Below are 21,427 nucleotides of genomic sequence, written 5' to 3'. Positions count from 1 at the left end.
ACGGGCGGCCGCCCGTGCGCGGCGACCCCGGCCGATGGCAATCCGTCGGGCCGACGGGCCCCGCGCCCGGCGACGCGGCGCACCCGCACCACCGGATGCGGCACACTGGACGTTTGGCCGTTCCCGGCCGTCCCCGCAGCAGAAAGGGCCGACGCGCGTGAGTGGACCCCTCATCGTTCAAAGCGACAAGACACTGCTCCTGGAAGTCGACCACGACCAGGCAGACGCCTGCCGGCGGGCCATTGCGCCCTTCGCCGAGCTGGAGCGGGCGCCCGAGCACATCCACACCTACCGGCTGACCCCGCTCGGGCTGTGGAACGCGCGCGCCGCGGGGCACGACGCCGAGCAGGTCGTCGACGCGCTCGTGCAGTACTCGCGCTACCCCGTTCCGCACGCGCTGCTCGTCGACATCGCCGAGACGATGGCCAGGTACGGCCGCCTCACGCTCTCCAAGGATCCGGTGCACGGTCTGGTGCTGACCTCCACCGACCGGCCCGTGCTGGAGGAGATCCTCCGGTCGAAGAAGGTCCAGCCGCTGGTCGGGGCGCGGATCGACCCGGACACCGTCGCCGTGCACCCCTCGGAACGCGGACAGATCAAGCAGACGCTGCTGAAGCTCGGCTGGCCCGCCGAGGACCTCGCGGGCTACGTGGACGGCGAGGCGCACCCCATCGAGCTCGCGGAGGACGGCTGGGCGCTGCGGCCGTACCAGAAGCAGGCCGTCGAGGGTTTCTGGCACGGCGGCTCGGGCGTCGTCGTACTGCCCTGCGGCGCGGGCAAGACGCTGGTCGGGGCCGGTGCGATGGCGCGGGCCAAGGCGACCACGCTGATCCTGGTGACGAACACCGTCTCGGCCCGGCAGTGGAAGCACGAGCTGGTGAAGCGGACCTCGCTGACCGAGGACGAGATCGGCGAGTACAGCGGTACGCGCAAGGAGATCCGGCCGGTCACCATCGCCACCTACCAGGTGCTGACGACCCGCCGGAAGGGCGTCTACCCGCATCTGGAGCTGTTCGACTCCCGCGACTGGGGTCTGGTGATCTACGACGAGGTGCATCTGCTGCCCGCGCCCGTCTTCAAGTTCACCGCCGATCTGCAGGCCCGGCGGCGCCTCGGCCTCACCGCGACGCTGGTGCGTGAGGACGGCCGCGAGTCGGACGTCTTCTCGCTGATCGGGCCCAAGCGGTTCGACGCCCCGTGGAAGGAGATCGAGGCGCAGGGCTACATCGCGCCCGCCGACTGCGTCGAGGTGCGCGTCAATCTGACGGACTCGGAGCGGCTCGCGTACGCGACGGCGGAGACCGAGGAGAAGTACCGGTTCTGCGCGACGACGGCGACGAAGCGGAACGTGACGGAGTCGCTGGTCCGCAGGCACCGGGGCGAGCAGACCCTGGTCATCGGGCAGTACATCGACCAGCTCGACGAACTGGGTGAGCATCTGGACGCCCCGGTGATCAAGGGCGAGACGACCAACGCCCAGCGCGAGAAGCTCTTCGACGCGTTCCGCGAGGGCGAGATCAGCGTCCTCGTGGTGTCGAAGGTCGCGAACTTCTCCATCGACCTGCCGGAGGCGACCGTCGCCATTCAGGTGTCGGGGACGTTCGGTTCGCGGCAGGAGGAGGCGCAGCGGCTCGGCCGGGTGCTGCGGCCGAAGGCCGACGGGCACGAGGCGCGCTTCTACTCGGTGGTCGCCCGCGACACGATCGATCAGGACTTCGCGGCGCACCGCCAGCGCTTCCTGGCCGAGCAGGGGTACGCGTACCGGATCGTGGACGCGGACGAGTTGCTGGCCGACGGCTGAGGACGGTGGCCGGTCCGGGGCCGGCCGACGGGCGCCGCGTGCGGCACTCAGTGCTCGCGGCGGTGGACGCCCGCCTCCTCCGCGTACTCGCCGAGGACGACGACACCGAACGCGGCGCGGGCGTAGACCTTGACGGCGCGCAGGGCGTCACCGACGCGGTGGGTGTACGGGTGACCGGTGGCCGCCGTCGCGCCGTGCGCGGGACCGGTCCTGCGGGGGTTCAGGGTGACGGTGCTCATGTAATCCATGGTCCTGCGCCCGGCCCGCGACGGCATCGATCCCCGGACGGAATCCGGGAGCGGTGCGCGTAGGTCTCCGGTCGCATGCCGTCCCCTACGGGGTGGACCCGGCAGCGGGCCGGAGCGAGCCCGATATCGGCCGGGCGTCAAATCCGTTCGACCTCGACGGGGGCGGTCGTTACAATCGCCGGTCTGCCCGCCTCCCGCACCGTGGTACCGGCCTTCGCCGGCAGCCGGGGGAGCGCCGCCGACCGGACGGAAACCGGCCGACAGCCGTACGTGCGCCCGCGCGCGTATCCCGTGATCGATCCCCGAGCGGACCGCATCGCCCCGAGCCGTGGCCGGGAGCGAGACGCGGTCCGCCGTCCTGCGTTGAAAAGCCGGAGGCAACACCGTGCCCGCGCACGAACACGAAAGCGACACCACCACCGATCCCCTGGATCGTGAACGCGCCCATCTCACCGCGTCCCGCTCCGCGTTGCGGGCGATGCGCGAGGACGCCCAGGCCCTCGACATCCGTGATGTCACCGCGAACTGGGTGAACGCGGCCGTTCTGCAGGCCCAGATCGACGAGCGCATCAAGTCGCTCGCCGATCTCGCCCATACGCCGCTCTTCTTCGGGCGCCTGGACTATCAGCACGCGGTCGGTGCGGAACAGGCCGAGGGTGCCGAGGGAGAGCAGTTCTACATCGGGCGCCGCCACGTCCATGACGCCGACGGCGACCCGATGGTCATCGACTGGCGCGCGCCCGTCTCGCAGCCGTTCTACCGGGCGTCCAGGAAGGATCCCCAGGACGTCGGCCGGCGCCGCCGCTTCGGCTACACCGGCGGTGAGCTGACCGCGTACGAGGACGAACACCTCACCGACCCCGCCGAGGCCGAGCAGACCAGCAAGCTGCTCCAGGCGGAGATCGAGCGGCCGCGTGTCGGGCCGATGCGTGACATCGTCGCGACGATCCAGCCCGAGCAGGACGAGATCGTCCGCAGCGGCCTCGGCGGGACCGTCTGCGTGCAAGGAGGGCCCGGCACCGGCAAGACGGCCGTCGGCCTGCACCGGGTCGCGTATCTGCTGTACGCGCACCGCGAGCGGCTCGCCCGTACCGGCACGCTGGTCATCGGCCCGAACCGGTCCTTCCTCCACTACATCGAGCAGGTGCTCCCGGCCCTCGGTGAGCTGGAGGTGAAGCAGGCGACCGTCGACGATCTGGTGGCGGCCGGCATCGAGGTGCGCGGCACGGACTCGGCGGCCGCCGCCGTCGTCAAGGGCGACGCCAGGATGGCCCAGGTGCTGCGGCGGGCGATCCGTTCGCATGTGACGACGCCGACGGAGCCGGTGATGGTGGTGCGCGGTTCGCGGCGCTGGCGGGTGCCGACGTACGAGCTGGAGGAGATCGTCACCGAACTGCTGGCCCGTGACATGCGCTACGGGGCCGCCCATGAGGCGCTTCCGCAGCGGATCGCGCACTCCGTCCTGGTGCGGATGGAGGAGGCGGGCGAGGCGCCCGACGACCGGGTGCAGAACGCGGTGGCCCGCAATCCTGCCGTGAAGGCGGCCGTGAAGGCCATCTGGCCTGCCGTCGAGCCGGCCAAGGTGGTGCTGCGGCTGCTCACCGACGCGGAGTTCCTGGCCGCGCACGCGGCGGGGCTGCTCACCGAGGACGAGCAGAAGACGATCCTGTGGACCAGGCCGGCCCGCAGCGTGAAGTCCGCGAAGTGGTCGGCGGCGGACGCGGTGCTGATCGACGAGGCGAGCGACTTGGTGGCGCGTACGCACTCGCTCGGCCATGTCGTGCTCGACGAGGCCCAGGACCTGTCCCCCATGCAGTACCGGGCGGTGGGCCGCCGTTGCACGACGGGTTCGGCGACGGTCCTCGGCGATCTCGCGCAGGGCACGACGCCGTGGTCGACGGAGAGCTGGGCGCAGGCACTGCACCACCTGGGCAAGCCGGACGCGGTGGTGGAGGAGCTGACGGCGGGCTTCCGTGTGCCGCGCGAGGTGATCGCGTACGCGTCCCGGCTGCTGCCGAAGATCTCTCCGGGGCTCGCGGCGGTGGAGTCGGTGCGCGAGTCGCCGGGTTCGCTGGAGGTACGGCAGGTGGCCGGCCCCGCGGATCTGGACGCGGCGGTACTGGCGGCGTGCGAGGAGTCGCTGACGCGCGAGGGGTCGATCGGCCTGATCGCCGCCGATGCGCGTGTTCCTGCGCTGGCGGACGCGCTGACCGCGGCGGGCCACGCGTATCTCTCCCCCGGTGAGGAGACGACCGCCGAGTCCCGGCTGACGCTGGTCCCGGCATCGCTGGCGAAGGGCCTGGAGTACGACTACGTGGTACTGGACGAACCGGCCGCGGTGGTGGACGGCGAACCGGACGAGCGCACGGGGCTGCGCCGGCTGTACGTGGCGCTGACGCGTGCGGTGTCGGGGCTGACGGTGGTGCACGCGGCAGGGCTGCCGGGAGAGCTGGCGCCCGCCGGCCTCACCGGCATCTGAGGAGCGGGGCCCGGGGGCGACGCCCCCGGGCCCCGGACGGGGCGCACGGGGGAACAGCCCCACCGGGCCTTGATCGAGGCGCGGGCACACCCGGGACGGACGCGGCCGGCCGGCTCGGTGCCGACGCCCGCGGGGCGGGGCAGCGCGTAACGGCGAATCCTCGGCCGAGTGGAGCCCACGGGCTCTCCCGCATGTGGCAGGGATCACATCCGGGGGAAAACCTGCGGCCCGGCCCGGGCGTCTAGCCGGTGTGAGATCAGTCAGGAAGGCACCGAGCGCGCTGGACGAGGAGCGCCTCGTCCGGCTGGTGGCCAGGGGTGACCGCGCGGCGTTCGAGGAGCTGTACCGGCGCACCGCGCCGTGGATGGCGTTGCGGCTGCGCCGTCGCTGCGCCGACGAGCAGATCGTCGCCGAGGTCATGCAGGAGACGTATCTGGCGGTGTGGCGCGCGGCGGGCGCGTTCGCGGGGTCCTCGGCGGGCGGTACGGCCGCGGGATGGCTGTGGACGATCGCGGCACGCCGCCTCGTGGACGCCTTCCGGCGCAGGGCCCACCACGCCGAGCCGCCGGCGGCCGCGGCCCTCCCCGACGCGGCACCCGCCGAGGAGGAGGCGCTCGCGACGACCGTCGGCGGTGACGTCGGCGACGCGCTGCGGCGCCTCGCGCCGGAACTCAGACAGGTACTGCAGGCCATGGTGCTCGACGGGCTGTCCGTCCGGGAGACCTCGGTCCTGCTCGGGCTGCCCGAGGGCACGGTCAAGACCCGTGCCCGCCGGGCCCGGATCGCGATGCGGAGGGCGCTGGTATGAGCGTGGAACACGCGTCGATGCGGATCATCGGCGGTTACGCACGCGGCGACACGGACATCGCCGCCGACGAGGTGTGGGCCCTGGAGGCCCATCTGCAGGCGTGCGGGGTGTGCCGTGACCGGCTGTCGGCCGCCGTCACCGCCGAGGCGCCCGCCGTGGCGGCGCTGGTCGGCACCGTGTGGTCCGGCCTCGAACCCCGGCTGGCCGCCACCGCCACGATGCCGCACAGGCGGCGCTGGTCCGCGTGGCTGTCGAGGTGGATGACGCCCACGATGGTGCCGTGGTCGGCCATGGTCGTGAGCGTGACACTGCTCGCGCTCCTGCTCGACCTGGCCGACACCGGCTTCGGCAAGGTGTCGCTGGTGCTGCTGCTCGCCCCGATCCTGCCCGTCCTCGGCGTCGCGGCGTCGTGGTCGCGCGGCCTGGACCCGGCGTACGAGCTGACGGCCTCCGCGCCGAGGGCGGGACTGTATCTGGTGCTGCGGCGCACCGCGTCCGTGCTCGCCGTGGTCGTCCCCGCACTGCTGGTGGCCGGATGGGCGACCGGTGTGACGGCCGCGCAGTGGCTGTTGCCCTGTCTGGCCTTCACCTCGACGACCCTGGCGCTCGGCAGCGTCGTCGGCGTGACCCGCGCCGCTGTCGCGCTGGCGGCCGTGTGGGCCGCCGCGGTCGTGGCGCCGACGCTGGTCACCAGCCGTACGGCCGTCGCCCTGCAGGCGGGCAGCCTGCCCGTGTGGGGGCTGGTCCTCGCGCTCGGTACCGCTGTCGTGATCGCACGCAGGGGCGCGTACTCCGTGTTGGGAGCCCATCGATGACCATCGGAAAGGAACACCGCATCATGTCCGCGGCAAGCGCGGCCGACATCGCACCGACGGCCTACGCCTGGCAGATCCGGGCCACCGGGCTGAAGGTCGGGGTCGGCAGGAAACGGATGGCCGTCGACGGGCTCGACCTGTCGCTGGGCACCGGCGTACACGGCCTCCTCGGCCCCAACGGGGCGGGCAAGACCACCCTCATCCGGACCCTGGCCACCGTACTGCGCCCGACCGAGGGCAGCCTGGAGCTGCTCGGCGAGTCCGCGGGCGGCATGCGCGAGCACCGGGCGCTGCGGCGCCGGATCGGCTACCTGCCGCAGGAGTTCGGCTACTACAAGCGCTTCACGGTGCGCGAGTTCGTCGAGTACATGGCGTGGCTGAAGGAGGTGCCCAAGGCGGACATCCCCGCCGCCGTGCAGCGCGCCGTGGAGAGGGTGGGTCTGGCGGACCGCGCCGACGAGAGGATGAAGGCCCTGTCGGGCGGCATGGTGCGCAGGGTCGGCATCGCCCAGGCCATCGTCAACGACCCGGCGATCCTGCTGCTGGACGAGCCGACGGTCGGCCTGGACCCGGTGCAGCGGCTGCGCTTCCGTGAGCTGCTGCAGGAGTTGGGTACGGACACCTGCGTGCTCGTCTCGACCCATCTGGTGGAGGACGTCGCCGCCGCCTGCACCGACGTGGTGGTCTTCGCCGAGGGACGGCTGGTCTTCCAGGGCCCTCCGGACGAGCTGGCCTCGATGGGCGGCCCCGAGCACGTGGGGGACAGTCCGCTGGAGCGCGGCTACTCGGCGCTGCTGCTCAACCCCGAGCAGGGAAGGGGCACATGGTGAACATCCGCATCCTGCAGATCGAGCTGAAGCGGTCCGTCGCCCCGTGGGCCGGCGCGGTGATCCTGACGAGCGCGCTGGCGTTCCTGTACCTGATTCCCGGACCGTGGTGGAACGGCACCGCACGGTGGACGGCCCAGTGGACGCCCATGGCCCTGTGGACCCGCTCCGTGCTGTTCTACCTGTGGCCGCTCGCCGTGGGGCTCGGGGCGCTGCAGGGTCTGCGCGACCACCGTTCGAAGATGTCCGAGCTGCTGACGAGCACACCGCGGCCCGCCCGGCACCGCGCCGCCGCGCTGGCGGGCACGACGGCGGTCACGCTGGCCTCGGCCTTCGCGCTCCTCGTCCTCGTGGGCGCGGTCCAGGTGGTCGCCGACACCGAGTACACGCACCTCGGGTGGCTGCCGATCTCGCTGGTGGGGGCGCTCTCTCTCGTCGCGGGGGCCGTGCTGGGCATGGGGGCCGCGCGGGCCCTGCCGTCCGTGCTCACCCCGCCCGCGCTGGCCGTCGGCGCCTTCGTGTTCACAGCCCTCATGCATATGTCGTTGGGGCGGACGGAGACGACCACGACGACGGGGCTCCCGAGCACGGAGCCGAACCGGGTCTCCCTGCTGTCACCGGCGGTGCAGGAGGTGCGCGACGCAGCCGTCACGCTCTCCGCCTCCGTGCACGTCGGGCAGACGATCTGGTTGCTCGCCATGGCCGCGACCGGCTTCGCGCTGCTGGTCGCCGCGACCCGGCGCGCCCGGCTGATCGCGCTGACGCCCGTCCTGGCGGGCGCGGTGATCGCCCTGCTCGTCCTTCCCTCCGACCCGCGCCGGATGTATGTCGTCGACGAGGCCGCCGCGGAGCTGGTGTGCGACGGTCCGGTGTGTGTGACGAAGACGCAGCGGGCGCGACTCGCCGACCTCGCGGGTCCGGGCAAGGAGGCGCTGCGCCTGCTGCGTGGCGCCCTGGGCAGCCGGGCGCCGGTCTCGGTCCGGGAGAACACCGCCGTACTGCCGTCGGGCTCCACTCCGCAGTGGTCCCGCACGACCGTGCTCTTCGACTTCGACGACGACATCATCGCCGCCGCGAAGGGCGAGGAGCTGACCCGTGCCCTGATCGCCAAAGGCATGGTGCCGGGGTGCTCCCCCGTCGACTGGAGCAGCTTCGGGAGGGACCAGTTCGCGCAGGCCGTCGCGGTGGGCTGGGTCCTCGGGGACCTCGGGCCGCTTCCCGGCACCTTGTCGGCGGACATGCGCCGCGAGGTCGGCACCGAGTCCCGCCCGGTGTGGAAGGAACTCAAGGCGCTGCCGCGGGCCGAGCAGCTCTCGCGGATCGACGCGATGCGCGCCGCCGCGTTCTCCTGCAAGGGCGACGCGTTCGAGGCGCTGAGCAGCGGTGCGTCCCGGTGAGATGGCTGACGCTGTACGCGCGCTCGCGTCGGATACCCGCGTCGCTCGCCGCGGTGGTGATCAGCGCGGTGGCGGTGTGGGCACTCGCCCGGGACGGCAGCGGGGGGACCGGTGATCCGCGGCTGCCCGTGCTCGTCCTCGCCGCGGGGGCGATGGCGGCCTCGATCGGGCTCGGCGGGCAGGACCTCGCGCTGGACCGGACGGCCGCGATCCGCTGGGTGCCCCGCAGAGCGGCACACGTGCTGCTCTGCGGGGCGGTCGTCGGCGCGGTGCTGCTGACGGTGCAGGCGATGGGCGAGTCCATGGCCACCACCGCGTTCGTCGTCCGGGACAGCGCGGGCCTGATGGGACTGGCCGCCCTGGGCGCGGCGCTCTCGGGCGGCCAGTACGCCTGGACGCTGCCGTTCGCCTGGCTCTCGTTCTCGTTCCTCGCCCCGCCCCCGACGAGTGCGCCGATGCAGGTGGCGAGCTGGATGCTGCTGCCGCCCGGCACGGCGGCGGGCACCTGGACGGCCCTTGTCCTCGCGGTCGCCGGGACCGCGGCCTACGCCGTCGCGGGACCGGGACGGTGACGACCGCGGCGCGATCGCGTGCGGCGCGCGCACGCGTCAGGCACCCACCACGCGGCGGCCGGGGCCCGCCGCAGGCGGCCGGCCCCCGCCCCGCCCCACTACGCGTCGAGCACCGTGCGCCATTCCCGTACCGCCGTCGCGTCCACCGGGCCCGACCAGCCGTGCGGGCGGGCCGCGCCGCCGATGTGCACCGCGTCGAGGCCCGCGGCCAGCAGCTCGGGCAAGTGGTCCAGGCGGAGCCCGCCGCCCACCAGGATCTGGGCCTCGTACCCGGCCTCGCCCTTGCGGGCCGCCTCCGCGAGCAGGGTCGGGATGCCGTCGTCCACGCCCTTCGGCGAGCCCGCGGTGAGGTACGTGTCGAGGCCCGGCATGTCCGCCAGCCGCTTGCGCAGGGCGTCGCGGTCGGCGGCCCGGTCGATCGCGCGATGGAAGGTCCAGGGGCAGCCGTCCAGCTCGGCGACGAGCCGTTCGACGGCGACCAGGTCCGGGTGCCCTTCGGCGTCGAGGAAGCCCAGGACGAACTCCTCGGCGCCCTCCGCACGCAGTTCGCGCGCCTTGCCCACGAGCACATCGATGTCGCCGGCCGCGAAGCCGTCCGCCACCCTGAGCATCACCCGCAGCGGAATGTCCACCGCCGCCCGGATCTCCGCGAAGGTCGCACAGGACGGGGTCAGGCCGTCCGCCGCCATGTCGGTGACCAGCTCAAGGCGGTCCGCACCACCCGCCTGGGCAGCGACCGCGTCCCCCGCGTCGAGAGCGATCACCTCCAGGACTGCACGGTTGCTCATGGGATCCCAATCCTCCAGGAAGCGGCAATAGGTCTAGTCCAATGGCCAGCCTACGGGTCGGCCGGCCAAGGACGCAGCCTCAATCCGACGTGAAGATACGTGAGGTCAGACGCATCCTGGAGCGCCGGGCGCGGACACTCCGGACCCCGGCCGCAGATCCACCCTTGCGCTTTATAGGGGAGGGGGGTATACCTGAACATGCAATGCATACCCCCTAGGGGTATGAAGTCTCCGCCAGGGAGGACATCGTGTCCGCGCACACCGCCACAACCGGCTCCGGCACAGCCACCGGCACCACCGCAGAGATCGAGCTCGCGATCGGCGGCATGACGTGCGCCTCCTGCGCGGCCCGCATCGAGAAGAAGCTCAACCGGATGGACGGCGTCGAGGCCACCGTCAATTACGCCACCGAGAAGGCCAAGGTCAGCTACCGGGGCGAGGACGTCTCCATACAGGACCTGATCGCCACCGTCGAGAAGACCGGCTACACCGCGCACGAGCCCGCTCCCCCGGTACGGACCGAGCACGACGCCCCCGAGGCCGCGGAGGCCGACGAGCTGCGGCCCCTGCGGCAGCGGCTGCTGACCGCCGTCGCGCTCGCCGTGCCGGTGATCGCGATGTCGATGATCCCGGCGCTCCAGTTCGACTACTGGCAGTGGCTCTCGCTGACCCTGACGGCACCCGTCGTCACGTACGCCGCATGGCCGTTCCACAAGGCCGCGTTCACCAACGCCCGGCACGGCGCGGCGACGATGGACACCCTGATCTCGGTCGGCACCTCGGCCGCGTTCCTGTGGTCGCTGTGGGCACTGTTCTTCGGCACCGCCGGGATGACCGGCATGACGCACCCCTTCGAGCTGACCATCGGCCGGAGCGACGGCGCGGGCAACATCTACCTGGAGGCCGCCGCCGGCGTCACCGCCTTCATCCTGGCCGGGCGCTACTTCGAGGCCCGCTCCAAGCGGAAGGCGGGCGCCGCCCTCAAGGCGCTGCTGGAGCTCGGCGCCAAGGAGGTCACCGTACTGCGCGGCGGCCGTGAGGTGACCGTGCCGACCGCCGACCTCCAGGTCGGGGACCGGTTCCTGGTCCGGCCCGGCGAGAAGATCGCCACCGACGGGACCGTCGTGGAGGGCGCGTCGGCCGTGGACGCGTCGATGCTCACCGGTGAGTCCGTTCCGGTGGAGGTCTCCGTCGGCGACTCCGTCACCGGCGCCACGCTCAACGCGGGCGGCCGGCTCGTCGTCGAGGCCACCCGGATCGGCGCCGACACCCAGCTGGCCCGGATGGCGAAGCTCGTCGAGGACGCGCAGAACGGCAAGGCGGCGGCCCAGCGTCTCGCGGACCGGATATCGGCCGTCTTCGTCCCCGTCGTCATCGCCCTCGCGCTCGGCACGCTCGGCTTCTGGCTCGGCAATGGCGCGGGCCTGACCGCCGCGTTCACCGCCGCCGTCGCCGTACTGATCATCGCCTGCCCCTGCGCCCTGGGCCTCGCCACTCCCACCGCCCTCATGGTCGGCACCGGGCGCGGCGCCCAGCTCGGCATCCTGATCAAGGGCCCGGAGGTCCTGGAGACCACCCGCCGCGTCGACACGATCGTCCTCGACAAGACCGGCACCGTCACCACCGGCCGGATGACCCTGCTGGACGTGCACACGGCGGACGGTACGGACGAGCGCGATGTGCTGCGGCTCGCGGGCGCCCTGGAGCACTCCTCGGAGCACCCCATCGCCCAGGCCGTCGCCGCCGGAGCCGCCGAGCGCACCGGAGCCGCCCTGCCCACCCCCGAGGACTTCGCCAACATCGCGGGGCTCGGCGTCCAGGGTGTCGTCGAGGGGCACGCCGTCCTCGTCGGCCGTGAGCAGCTGCTGGCCGAGTGGGAGATCCACCTGCCGGTGGAGCTGGCCCGGCACAAGGCCGCGGCGGAGGCAGCCGGCCGGACGGCCATCGCGGTCGCCTGGGACGGCGAGGCACGGGCGGTCCTCGAAGTCGCCGACGCGGTGAAGGACACCAGCGCGGAGGCCGTTCGGCGGCTGCGGGCCCTGGGGCTGACCCCGATCCTGCTCACCGGTGACAACCGGGCGGTGGCCGAGGCGGTCGCGGCCGAGGTCGGGATCGAGAAGGTGTACGCGGAGGTCATGCCGGAGGACAAGGTCGACGTCGTCAAGGAACTCCAGTCCCAGGGCCGTTCGGTCGCCATGGTCGGTGACGGCGTCAACGACGCTGCGGCCCTCGCCCAGGCCGATCTGGGCCTGGCGATGGGTACGGGGACGGACGCCGCGATCGAGGCCGGCGACCTGACACTGGTACGCGGGGACCTGCGGGCCGCGGCGGACGCCATCCGCCTCTCGCGCAGGACGCTGGGCACCATCCGTACGAACCTGTTCTGGGCCTTCGCCTACAACGTGGCCGCCCTGCCGCTCGCCGCGGCCGGACTGCTCAACCCGATGATCGCGGGCGCCGCGATGGCGTTCTCGTCGGTCTTCGTGGTCGGCAACTCGCTGCGGCTGCGCGGGTTCAGGGCGGCGGCGTAGGACGGCGGCGTCCGGGCCGTCCCTCGGCCCGGACGCACGAACCGCACCCGGGTTCCCGGCACCGCCCGTGCCGCGCCCGCGAGTGCGGTTTCGCGCACGACGCCTTCGACCGGGCAACCCCCGGTCGCCGGATGGTCGTCGAGGACGCGTCACCGGGCACCCGTCCGGTGGTGCGTCCTCGCGAGTACGTACCGCGGCCGGGCCCCGGCGCGGGCACCCGCTCCGGATCGACCCGCGGCGCGGGCGCGCCGGGCGAGCGCACGTGATGCCATCGTCTCGTCCCCCGGCGTGTCCCGGAGCCCGGTCACGGCACTGAGCCCGCCAGGGGTTACGGGCCAGCCCTTAGGGTCGTCCCATGACCGACAGCTCGCACGGAAGCGGAAACAGCGGAAGCGGAAGCAGTGGCCCCGAGGCGGGCAGTATCGACGCCGCTCTGCGTGACCGCTGGCGGGAGGCGCTCGTCGGGGCGCGGGGTGGGACGTCCGGGCCCGATCCGGCGCCGTATGCCGACAATCTGCTGGCGCGCTGGGCCGAGCCGCAGCGGCGCTACCACACCACCGCGCACCTGGTCGCGGTGCTCGACCGCATCGACACGCTCGCCGGTCACGCGGCCGATGCGAACGCCGTGCGCCTCGCCGCCTGGTTCCACGACGCGGTCTACCGTCCCGACCGGTCCGAGAACGAGGAGCGCAGCGCCGCCCTCGCCGAGCGCGCCCTGCCGGAGGCGGGCGTACCGGCCGACGTCACGGCCGAGGTGGCCCGGCTCGTCCGGCTGACCGTCACGCACGATCCGGCGGACGGCGACACCGACGGCGAGGTGCTGTGCGACGCGGATCTGGCGATCCTGGCGGCGCCCCCGAAGGAGTACGCGGCATACGCGGCGCAGGTGCGGGAGGAGTACGGCTTCGTGCCCGACGACGCGTTCCGCGAGGGGCGGGCGACGGTGCTGCGCCAGCTGCTCGGACTACCGCGGCTGTTCCGCACGCCGTACGGGGCGGAGCGGTGGGAGTCGCGGGCGCGGCAGAATCTGCTGACCGAATGGGAACTGCTCGGTCACTGAGCAACGCGGTACGGCGGCGGTCTCGGGAATGCGACGCCGCCGAACGCTGTTGGCAGCTGTCATGCCCGACTCTGCCGCTCACCGCTCACGCATGCCACTTGCCGTGTACATTCTCGGCCTCTCCGTCTTCGCCCTGGGTACCAGCGAGTTCATGCTCTCCGGGCTGCTGCCGCCCATCGCCGACGACATGAACGTGTCCATTCCCCGCGCCGGACTTCTCATATCCGCCTTCGCGATCGGCATGGTGATCGGCGCCCCGCTGCTCGCCGTGGCCACGCTCCGGCTGCCCCGACGCACCACTCTGATCGCCCTGATCTCCGTCTTCGGCCTCGGGCAGGTCGCGGGCGCGCTGGCTCCGACGTACGAGGTGCTCTTCGCCTCGCGTGTCGTGAGCGCCTTCGCCTGCGCCGGATTCTGGGCGGTGGGGGCCGCGGTCGCCATCGCGATGGTGCCGGTGAACGCGCGCGCCCGCGCGATGGCCGTGATGATCGGCGGACTGTCGATCGCCAATGTGCTGGGCGTGCCCCTGGGCGCCTTTCTCGGCGAGAACCTCGGCTGGCGGTCGGCCTTCTGGGCCGTGGGCGCGGCGTCCGCCGTGGCACTGGTCGGGGTGACGACGCTGATTCCGCGGATCCCGCTGCCGGAGCAGAAGCCGCGGCTGAAGCGGGAGATGAGCATCTACCGGGACCGGCAGGTCTGGCTGTCGATCGTGATCACCGCGCTCGCGGCGGGCGGTGTCTTCTGCGCGTTCAGTTATCTGGCCCCGCTGCTCACGGATGTCGCCGGGCTGGACTCGGGCTGGGTGCCGACGGTCCTCGCGCTGTTCGGGATCGGCGCGCTGGTCGGTACGACGATCGGCGGCCGGGTCGCGGACGCGCATCTCTTCGGGGTGCTGATGAGCGGAATCGCGGCCTCGACGGTCTTCCTGGTCGCGCTGGCGCTGTTCGCGTCGAACCAGGTCGCCGCGATCGGGCTCTCGTTCCTGCTGGGGGTGTCGGCGTTCTACACGGCCCCGGCGCTGAACGCCCGGATGTTCAATGTCGCGGGAGCCGCTCCGACACTGGCCGGTGCGACGACGACGGCCGCGTTCAACCTCGGCAACACGGGCGGCCCCTGGCTGGGCGGCACGGTGATCGACGCGGACTTCGGTTTCGCGGCGACGGCATGGGCGGGGGCGGCGATGACGGTCCTGGCGCTGGCGGCCGTGCTGCTCTCGCTGCGGCTGCACGGCGGAGGCAGGTCGCGACGGGTGACCGGGTCGCCGGCCGCGGCGTCGTCCGGTGCGGCTGCGGAGATCTCAGCGGAGGCCGCGGGCTGACGGCTGATCGACCGGGTCCGGTGCCGGAGCGCGGCCGGGCGCCGGGCGCCCCTTGGGCCGCCGGAGCCCGGCCTCCGTGATCCGGCGGACGAGTTCCTTCGAGCCGATCTGCCGGGCCCCGGCCCGCACGGCGTCCGCGTACCGCGATTCCGGTACGTCGTAGTGGTCCCGCTCGAAGGCGCGCGGCGGGCAGCCGATGGATGCCGCGAAGGCGTGCAGCTCCTCGAAGGACACGTCGCTGACCAGGTGCGACCAGAGCCGTCCGTGCCCCGGCCAGTCCGGCGGGTCGATGTAGACCGTCACCGCCGCAGTATCCCGCCCAGCGAACCGACCGGGGCGACGGCGACCGCGGCCTTGGTGCACACCCAGTGCGGGTCCGGGCCCAGTTCCGGTTCGACGTCCAGGGCATGCGGGTCGCCCGCGTCGCAGACCGGGCAGAGCGGCCACCGCCCGTACCGTTCGAGCAAGGCGTCCTGCACGTCCTGAGCCACGAGGCCGACGACGAACGAGGCGCCGTCGGGCCACTGTTCGACCCACCACCGGCGGTGCGTCACCGCGTCCTCGACCAGCGAGACGATCCCGGCCTCGGCGACGTCACCTGCGGCGAGATCGGCCATGACCAGCGCTCGGGCCGTGTGCAACGCCTGTTCCAGGGGATTCATCTCCATGGGCCCATTGTCACCCCGCCCGCGAACCCGCTTCTCGCGCCCGCCCCCGCCGCTTCCGCGCTGTCGGAGGCGCTGTGGCCGGCGCGACCGGAAGCACTGCCGGAAGTGCGGGCGGAAGTGCGGGCGGAAGGGTCGTCGGCGGCACCGCCGGACAGGTCCGTCAGAGACAGGGACCAAAGGGGGCTTGACGGGCAACCGGGTTGAAAATATCTTTCAAATGTGACCCATGACCTGAAGGAAAGTTTCAGCGCTGATTCACCGCCCGCCCCGGCGGCTCTCGCGGCCAAGGTGCGCACGCTCGCGCCGTCCATGACCCGCTCCATGCAGCGCGTCGCCGAGGCCGTCGCCGGTGACCCCGCAGGCTGCGCCGCCCTCACGGTCACCGGTCTCGCCGAGCTCACCGGCACCAGCGAGGCGACCGTGGTCCGTACGGCCCGTCTCCTCGGCTATCCCGGCTATCGCGATCTGCGCCTCGCCCTTGCCGGGCTCGCCGCGCACCAGCAGTCGGGCCGGGCTCCCTCCGTCACCGCCGACATAGCGGTCGACGACCCGATCGCCGACGTGGTCGCCAAGCTGGCCTACGACGAACAGCAGACCCTCGCCGACACGGCCGCGGGGCTCGACACCGTCCAGCTCGGTGCCGCCGTGGCCGCCGCCGCCACCGCCCGGCGCATCGACATCTACGGTGTGGGCGCCTCCTCCCTCGTCGGCCAGGACCTGGCGCAGAAGCTGGCCCGTATCGGACTCATCGCCCACTCCCACACGGACCCGCACCTCGCGGTGACCAACGCCGTACAGCTCCGCTCCGGCGATGTGGCCATCGCGATCACGCACTCCGGCTCCACCGTCGATGTCATCGAGCCGCTACGGGTCGCGTTCGACCGCGGTGCCACGACGATCGCGATCACCGGCCGCCCCGACGGCCCGGTGACGCAGTACGCCGACCACGTGCTGACCACGTCCACCGCCCGGGAGAGCGAGCTGCGGCCCGCCGCCATGTCGAGCCGTACGAGCCAGCTTCTCGTCGTCGACTGCCTGTTCATAGGCGTCGCGCAGCGCACGTACGAAACGGCCGCACCGGCGCTCGCCGCCTCCTACGAGGCGCTGGCCCACCGCCACACCCCGCGCCCCCGCTGACCCCGGAGCGCATCGAACCGACCGCACCGCACTGCATCCGCACCCGCACCCGCACCCGCACCCGCACCCGCTGAACCGTACGAGATCGAGAAAGCAGAGCTGCTCTCCATGACCTCCACCACCGACGCCGACACCAGTTCCCCCGACGGATACGGGGAGCTGCGCGCCCAGCTCGAAACGCTCACCACCGAGGCGTTCCGGCCCGAGCTCGCCGAGATCGACCGTCTCGACACGCTTGAGATCGCCCGGATCATGAACGGCGAGGACCGGTCCGTCCCGACCGCCGTCGGCGCCCGGCTCCCCGAGATAGCCGCCGCGATCGACGGCACCGCGGAGCGCATGGCCCGCGGCGGGCGGCTGATCTACGCGGGCGCCGGCACCGCGGGCCGGCTCGGCGTGCTCGACGCCAGCGAGTGCCCGCCCACCTTCAACACCGACCCCTCGGAGGTCGTCGGCCTGATCGCCGGCGGCCCGTCCGCCATGGTCAAGGCCGTCGAGGGCGCCGAGGACAGCAAGGAGCTGGCCGCCGCCGACCTCGACGCCCTGGATCTCACCGCCGACGACACCGTGGTCGGCATCTCCGCCTCCGGCCGGACGCCGTACGCGATCGGGGCCGTCGAGCACGCCCGTGCCAAGGGCGCGCTCACCATCGGGCTGTCCTGCAACGCGGGCTCCGCACTGGGCGCCGCGGCCGAGCACGGCATCGAGGTCGTCGTCGGCCCGGAGCTGCTCACCGGCTCCACCCGGCTCAAGGCGGGTACGGCCCAGAAGCTCGTCCTCAACATGCTCTCGACGATCACGATGATCCGGCTCGGCAAGACGTACGGGAACCTGATGGTCGACGTCCGCGCCTCCAACGAGAAGCTGCACGCCCGCTCCCGCCGGATCGTCTCGCTCGCCACCGGGGCGTCCGACGAGGAGATCGAGGCCGCTCTCGCCGCGACCGACGGCGAGGTGAAGAACGCCATCCTCACCATCCTCGGCCAGGTCGACGGCCCCACCGCCGCCACCCTGCTGACCGCGGCCGACGGCCATCTCCGCGCCGCCCTCGCCGCCGCCCCCCGCACCACGACCTGACCCACCGGCTCCACCCCAGCACCCCCGCACAGCAAGGCACCACGCACCATGGCAACAGAAGACAAGAACCGCGCCACCGCCGCCGCGATCCTTCCGCTCGTCGGTGGCGCCGCGAACGTCAGCTCCATCGCCCACTGCATGACCCGGCTCCGGCTGGGTCTGCGCGACCGCTCGCTCGTCGACGACGAGGCCCTGAAGGCGATACCCGCCGTCATGGGCGTGGTCGAGGACGACACGTACCAGATCGTCCTCGGGCCGGGCACCGTCGCCCGGGTCACGCCGGAGTTCGAGCAACTGGTGGAGGAGGGCAGGGAGGCCGCACCGGAACCGGCCGCGACCGAAACCGCCGCCCACCCCGAAAACCCCGCATCCACCTCCGCTTCCGCTTCGGCTTCCGCTTCGGCTTCCGCGGACGAACTGGCTGCCCAGGGCGCCGCGATGAGAGCGGCACGGAAGGCGAAGAACGCCACCCCGTTCAAGCTCTTCCTGCGCAGGATCGCGAACATCTTCGTGCCGCTGATCCCGGCGCTCATCGGCTGCGGCATCATCGCCGGTCTCAACGGCCTGCTGGTGAACCTGGGTTGGCTGACCTCGGTCACGCCCGCCCTCGCCGCGATGGCGTCCGGCTTCATGGCGCTGATCGCCGTCTTCGTCGGCTTCAACACGGCGAAGGAGTTCGGCGGTACGCCGATCCTGGGCGGTGCGGTCGCCGCGATCATCGTCTTCCCGGGCGTGGCGAACATCGAGGCGTTCGGCCAGAAGCTCTCCCCCGGCCAGGGCGGTGTGCTGGGCGCACTCGGTGCGGCGGTGCTCGCGGTGTACGTGGAGAAGTGGTGCCGCCGCTGGGTACCGGAGGCGCTGGACGTCCTGGTCACCCCTACGCTCACGGTGCTGGTCTCCGGCCTGGTGACGATCTTCGGCCTGATGTACGTGGCCGGTGAGGTCTCCACCGCCATCGGCACGTTCGCCGACTGGCTGCTCTCCAACGGCGGCGCGGGCGCGGGCTTCGTGCTCGGCGGCCTCTTCCTGCCCCTGGTGATGCTGGGCCTGCACCAGGCGCTCATCCCGATCCACACCACCCTGATCGAGCAGCAGGGCTACACCGTGCTGCTGCCGATCCTCGCGATGGCGGGCGCCGGCCAGGTCGGCGCGGCCGTGGCGGTCTACTTCCGCCTCCCCCGCAACGAGTCGATCCGCCGGACGATCAGGTCCGCGCTCCCGGCCGGTCTGCTGGGCGTCGGCGAACCGCTGATCTACGGTGTCAGCCTCCCGCTGGGCCGCCCGTTCATCACGGCCTGCGTGGGCGGTGCGTTCGGTGGCGGCTTCATCGGGCTGTTCAACCAGCTCGGCGACAAGGTCGGCTCCACGGCCATCGGCCCGTCCGGCTGGGCGCTGTTCCCCCTCCTCGACGGCAACCGCGGCCTCGGCACCACGATCGCGATCTACGCGGGGGGCCTGCTGGTCGGCTACCTCGCCGGGTTCCTCGCGACGTACTTCTTCGGCTTCGGCAAGGACCTGCTGACGGAGTTCAACGTCTCCCGGGAACCGGCGGCCTCCGCGGTCACGGCGACGGACGGCCCGACGTCACCGGCTCCCGGCCCCGACACCCCGGCGAAGGAACCGGCCGGGGTCTGACCCGGATACGCCGATGAGGGGTGGTACCCGCAGCGCGGGTACCACCCCTCATCGGCGTCCACGGCTCCTCAGACCGGGAAGTCCCCCGTGAGCAGCGTCGTACCGAACGGCTCCGGCAACGTGAGGGGCTTCCCGAACGGCACCGGATCGGACTGCTTGTACGTTCCGTCCTCATTCGGTTCCGTGAACAGCGTGGCCATCGCCCCACGGGTGTCGAAGCGGTCGATCAACAGGTACATCGGCACACCCGCACGCGCATAGGCGCGGTACTTCTTCGTCCGGTCCTCCCGGGCGTTTCCCCTCGACGTGATCTCGACGACGAGCAGGGCGTCCGACACGTCCATCGGGTCGCTGGTCTCGGGATCGGCACCGTCGATGAGCTCCGACGGCATCACCACGAGGTCTGGCACATAGAGCTTGTCCAGCGGGGCCACGTGCACGCCCAGGGTCTGATAGATCTCCAGCTCTTCAGGCAGATCTCTGTAAAGCCTGCGCTGCACTTTGGCGGCGATTCCGTTGTGATGCGCATGAGGCGGAGGTACCAAGACGATCTGCCCTTCGTCGATCTCGGCGCGCCACCCCTCGGGAACGTCCAGTTCACGCCATGTCTGCAGCAGGTAGTCCCACGGGCGGCCCTCAGAGGCCTGGTCGTTCTCGACCATCGCGGCAGTCATCGCGGGTCCCTTCTCCTGTGGCCTGTCAAAGGAGCGTAGATCGACGGTTCCGCGGCAGTTCGCCGCTCCCATCAGCGTCCCACGATCGTGTGACGTACGCAGCAACCCTCCGCCGTCCGCCCGCCCCCTGTCCTCAGGCGCGCCGAGGTGGGTGGCCGGGCCCCTTCCCACCCGGATCCTGCTTCTGCCTCCGGACCTCGAAGCCCGTACGAGAGGTCCGGGCGCCACAGCTCGGGCCAGCCGGGCATGCCGGAAGAGCGGAGTCACAGCCTGGGCGGCTCCCTTCCGGCCCGCGACCCCGCCGAACCGATCCGGCCCGCGCCATACTGGCCGGGTGACCGCTGCACGCATTCTCGTCGTCGAGGACGACCACGGCCTGCGCGATGTCCTGGCCCGTGGCCTGCGCGACGAGGACTTCGACGTGGTGACCGCCGTCGACGGCGCGACCGCCCTCAAGACCGTCGACGAGTCGGTGCACGCGGTCGTGCTCGATGTGGGGTTGCCGGATTCCGACGGTCGCGATGTCTGCCAGGCCATGCGTGGTGCGGGGATCACCGTCCCGGTGATCTTCCTGACCGCGCGCGGCGATCTCACCGACCGGCTCTCCGGTTTCGCCTCCGGGGGCGACGACTACCTGGTCAAGCCGTTCCACCTCAGCGAACTCGCGGCCCGCGTCCGCGCGGTCCTGCATCGCGTCGGCCACCACGACAACGCCCTCGCCGACGGCGCGGGCGCGATGCGGCTGAACCCGGTCAAGCACGAGCTGACGGTCCACGGCCGGCCCGTGGCCCTGACTCCGACCGAGTTCCGTCTGCTGGCGTGCCTGATGTCCGGCCCCGGGAGCGTGGTGCGCCGCCGGGCCCTGCTGCGGGCCGGCTGGCCCGAGGGAGCCCAGGTCAGCGACAACACCCTGGACCAGTACCTGACCCGCCTGCGCCGCAAGCTCCGCGAGGCGGACAGCCCGCAGACCATCGACACGGTGCGAGGTGTGGGTTACCGCTTCGGGGCTCCGCCTCCGTCCCAGGAGCGATGAAGGGCACGCCGTCGACGCGGCCCGGTGCGCCGCATACCGGTAGCCGGTGTCAGCGGCCGGTGGATCCGTCGATCTGCTCGCGGAGGATGTCGGCGTGCCCGGCGTGCCGGCCGGTCTCTTCGATCATGTGCACCAGGACCCATCGCATCGATGGCGCCGCCTCCCTGCGCGGCGCGCACGGGGCGGGAAGAGCCAGATCCGGGCAGGCGTCGATGACCTGGTTCGCTCGCTCGACGGTGTCCCGGTAGTCGGCGAGCACACCGTCGACGGTGTGCTCCGCGGACGGCCGGAAGGTCGCACTCCAGTCTCCGGCATCCTCGCCGAGGAAGTAGAACCGTTCGACGGACGCCAGATGCCTGAGCAGCCCAAGAAGGTTGGTGCCCGAGGGCACTCCGTCCGTTCGGACCTGCGGTTCCGGCACGCCTGCGACCTTGTCCGCGACCGCGTTCCGCAGATGGTCGAGGAAGCCCCGCAAGGTGGCCTTCTCGTCGGCGCCGGTCGACGGCGGTCCCATGTCCTTCGCCCGGGTCCGGGATCGTCGCACACTGTTTTCCGGCAT

20 protein-coding genes are annotated in these 21,427 nt (G+C 72.2%); 14 read left to right on the top strand and 6 right to left on the bottom strand.

Annotated elements, in window-relative coordinates:
• Positions 1-157 precede the first annotated feature (157 nt).
• Positions 158-1,801, top strand: coding sequence for a DNA repair helicase XPB (locus ACIQCZ_RS01040; protein ID WP_376216650.1), 1,644 nt, complete (start codon positions 158-160; stop codon positions 1,799-1,801).
• 47 nt (positions 1,802-1,848) lie between these two features.
• Here ACIQCZ_RS01040 and ACIQCZ_RS01035 read toward each other — a convergent pair whose 3' ends face one another.
• The gene (locus ACIQCZ_RS01035; protein ID WP_376221836.1) at positions 1,849-2,040 is read right to left on the bottom strand and encodes a hypothetical protein; all 192 of its coding nucleotides are present in this window, start codon (positions 2,038-2,040) and stop codon (positions 1,849-1,851) included.
• 394 nt (positions 2,041-2,434) lie between these two features.
• Here ACIQCZ_RS01035 and ACIQCZ_RS01030 point away from each other — a divergent pair, with 394 nt between their 5' ends.
• The 6 genes from ACIQCZ_RS01030 to ACIQCZ_RS01005 all read left to right on the top strand — a co-directional run bounded on the left by ACIQCZ_RS01030 (position 2,435) and on the right by ACIQCZ_RS01005 (position 8,947).
• On the top strand, positions 2,435-4,528 hold the full coding sequence (locus tag ACIQCZ_RS01030; protein WP_402278492.1) for a HelD family protein: 2,094 nt from the start codon (positions 2,435-2,437) through the stop codon (positions 4,526-4,528).
• 250 nt (positions 4,529-4,778) lie between these two features.
• Positions 4,779-5,336: an RNA polymerase sigma factor gene (locus tag ACIQCZ_RS01025; protein ID WP_402278490.1), complete on the top strand. Its 558-nt coding sequence runs from the start codon at positions 4,779-4,781 to the stop codon at positions 5,334-5,336.
• A complete protein-coding gene (locus ACIQCZ_RS01020; protein ID WP_402278488.1) occupies positions 5,333-6,151 on the top strand; it encodes a zf-HC2 domain-containing protein in 819 nt (272 codons plus the stop codon). Before ACIQCZ_RS01025 ends, ACIQCZ_RS01020 begins: the two co-directional genes overlap by 4 nt.
• The gene (locus ACIQCZ_RS01015) at positions 6,148-6,981 is read left to right on the top strand and encodes an ABC transporter ATP-binding protein (RefSeq protein ID WP_402278486.1); all 834 of its coding nucleotides are present in this window, start codon (positions 6,148-6,150) and stop codon (positions 6,979-6,981) included. Before ACIQCZ_RS01020 ends, ACIQCZ_RS01015 begins: the two co-directional genes overlap by 4 nt.
• Positions 6,978-8,375, top strand: coding sequence for a hypothetical protein (locus ACIQCZ_RS01010; RefSeq protein WP_402280155.1), 1,398 nt, complete (start codon positions 6,978-6,980; stop codon positions 8,373-8,375). Before ACIQCZ_RS01015 ends, ACIQCZ_RS01010 begins: the two co-directional genes overlap by 4 nt.
• The gene (locus ACIQCZ_RS01005) at positions 8,372-8,947 is read left to right on the top strand and encodes a hypothetical protein (RefSeq protein ID WP_402278484.1); all 576 of its coding nucleotides are present in this window, start codon (positions 8,372-8,374) and stop codon (positions 8,945-8,947) included. Before ACIQCZ_RS01010 ends, ACIQCZ_RS01005 begins: the two co-directional genes overlap by 4 nt.
• Before the next feature lie 98 nt (positions 8,948-9,045).
• Here the strand turns inward: ACIQCZ_RS01005 and ACIQCZ_RS01000 are convergent, their stop codons facing one another.
• Positions 9,046-9,735: a copper homeostasis protein CutC gene (locus tag ACIQCZ_RS01000; RefSeq protein WP_376561789.1), complete on the bottom strand. Its 690-nt coding sequence runs from the start codon at positions 9,733-9,735 to the stop codon at positions 9,046-9,048.
• A gap of 248 nt (positions 9,736-9,983) precedes the next feature.
• On the opposite strand from ACIQCZ_RS01000, the gene ACIQCZ_RS00995 reads away from it, so the two are divergent.
• From ACIQCZ_RS00995 to ACIQCZ_RS00985, 3 genes are all read left to right on the top strand, one after another.
• The gene (locus tag ACIQCZ_RS00995; protein WP_402278482.1) at positions 9,984-12,266 is read left to right on the top strand and encodes a heavy metal translocating P-type ATPase; all 2,283 of its coding nucleotides are present in this window, start codon (positions 9,984-9,986) and stop codon (positions 12,264-12,266) included.
• Positions 12,267-12,621: 355 nt separating this feature from the next.
• Positions 12,622-13,326 (top strand): hypothetical protein, encoded by a 705-nt coding sequence (locus tag ACIQCZ_RS00990; protein ID WP_402278480.1) that lies wholly within the window; start codon positions 12,622-12,624, stop codon positions 13,324-13,326.
• A 91-nt stretch (positions 13,327-13,417) separates the two neighbouring features.
• Positions 13,418-14,644, top strand: coding sequence for a Cmx/CmrA family chloramphenicol efflux MFS transporter (locus ACIQCZ_RS00985; protein WP_402278478.1), 1,227 nt, complete (start codon positions 13,418-13,420; stop codon positions 14,642-14,644).
• On the opposite strand, the gene ACIQCZ_RS00980 is transcribed toward ACIQCZ_RS00985, so the two are convergent.
• Together ACIQCZ_RS00980 and ACIQCZ_RS00975 are read right to left on the bottom strand one after the other, a co-directional pair.
• Positions 14,624-14,947 carry a DUF4031 domain-containing protein gene (locus ACIQCZ_RS00980; RefSeq protein ID WP_402278476.1) on the bottom strand — a complete coding sequence of 108 codons (324 nt, stop codon included), beginning with the start codon at positions 14,945-14,947 and terminating at the stop codon, positions 14,624-14,626. The genes ACIQCZ_RS00985 and ACIQCZ_RS00980 overlap by 21 nt on opposite strands.
• Positions 14,944-15,312: a hypothetical protein gene (locus ACIQCZ_RS00975; RefSeq protein ID WP_376221814.1), complete on the bottom strand. Its 369-nt coding sequence runs from the start codon at positions 15,310-15,312 to the stop codon at positions 14,944-14,946. Before ACIQCZ_RS00975 ends, ACIQCZ_RS00980 begins: the two co-directional genes overlap by 4 nt.
• 219 nt (positions 15,313-15,531) lie before the next feature.
• Here ACIQCZ_RS00975 and ACIQCZ_RS00970 point away from each other — a divergent pair, with 219 nt between their 5' ends.
• The 3 genes from ACIQCZ_RS00970 to ACIQCZ_RS00960 all read left to right on the top strand — a co-directional run bounded on the left by ACIQCZ_RS00970 (position 15,532) and on the right by ACIQCZ_RS00960 (position 19,161).
• Positions 15,532-16,449 carry a MurR/RpiR family transcriptional regulator gene (locus tag ACIQCZ_RS00970; RefSeq protein WP_351075215.1) on the top strand — a complete coding sequence of 306 codons (918 nt, stop codon included), beginning with the start codon at positions 15,532-15,534 and terminating at the stop codon, positions 16,447-16,449.
• A 108-nt stretch (positions 16,450-16,557) separates the two neighbouring features.
• The gene (murQ, locus tag ACIQCZ_RS00965) at positions 16,558-17,526 is read left to right on the top strand and encodes an N-acetylmuramic acid 6-phosphate etherase (protein ID WP_402278473.1); all 969 of its coding nucleotides are present in this window, start codon (positions 16,558-16,560) and stop codon (positions 17,524-17,526) included.
• A gap of 48 nt (positions 17,527-17,574) precedes the next feature.
• Positions 17,575-19,161 (top strand): PTS transporter subunit EIIC, encoded by a 1,587-nt coding sequence (locus tag ACIQCZ_RS00960; protein WP_402278471.1) that lies wholly within the window; start codon positions 17,575-17,577, stop codon positions 19,159-19,161.
• 68 nt (positions 19,162-19,229) lie between these two features.
• Here the strand turns inward: ACIQCZ_RS00960 and ACIQCZ_RS00955 are convergent, their stop codons facing one another.
• Positions 19,230-19,835, bottom strand: coding sequence for a Uma2 family endonuclease (locus ACIQCZ_RS00955; protein ID WP_402278469.1), 606 nt, complete (start codon positions 19,833-19,835; stop codon positions 19,230-19,232).
• A gap of 334 nt (positions 19,836-20,169) precedes the next feature.
• On the opposite strand from ACIQCZ_RS00955, the gene ACIQCZ_RS00950 reads away from it, so the two are divergent.
• The gene (locus ACIQCZ_RS00950) at positions 20,170-20,868 is read left to right on the top strand and encodes a response regulator transcription factor (RefSeq protein ID WP_402278467.1); all 699 of its coding nucleotides are present in this window, start codon (positions 20,170-20,172) and stop codon (positions 20,866-20,868) included.
• A gap of 49 nt (positions 20,869-20,917) precedes the next feature.
• Here ACIQCZ_RS00950 and ACIQCZ_RS00945 read toward each other — a convergent pair whose 3' ends face one another.
• Entirely contained in the window at positions 20,918-21,427 is a 510-nt protein-coding gene (locus ACIQCZ_RS00945) for a DinB family protein (protein ID WP_402278465.1), read from the bottom strand.

This window comes from Streptomyces sp. NPDC093149, assembly GCF_044754145.1.
Taxonomy (GTDB): Bacteria; Actinomycetota; Actinomycetes; order Streptomycetales; family Streptomycetaceae; genus Streptomyces.
Note: the sequence above shows the minus strand (reverse complement) of the source record. Positions and strands in the feature narration are given on the sequence as shown.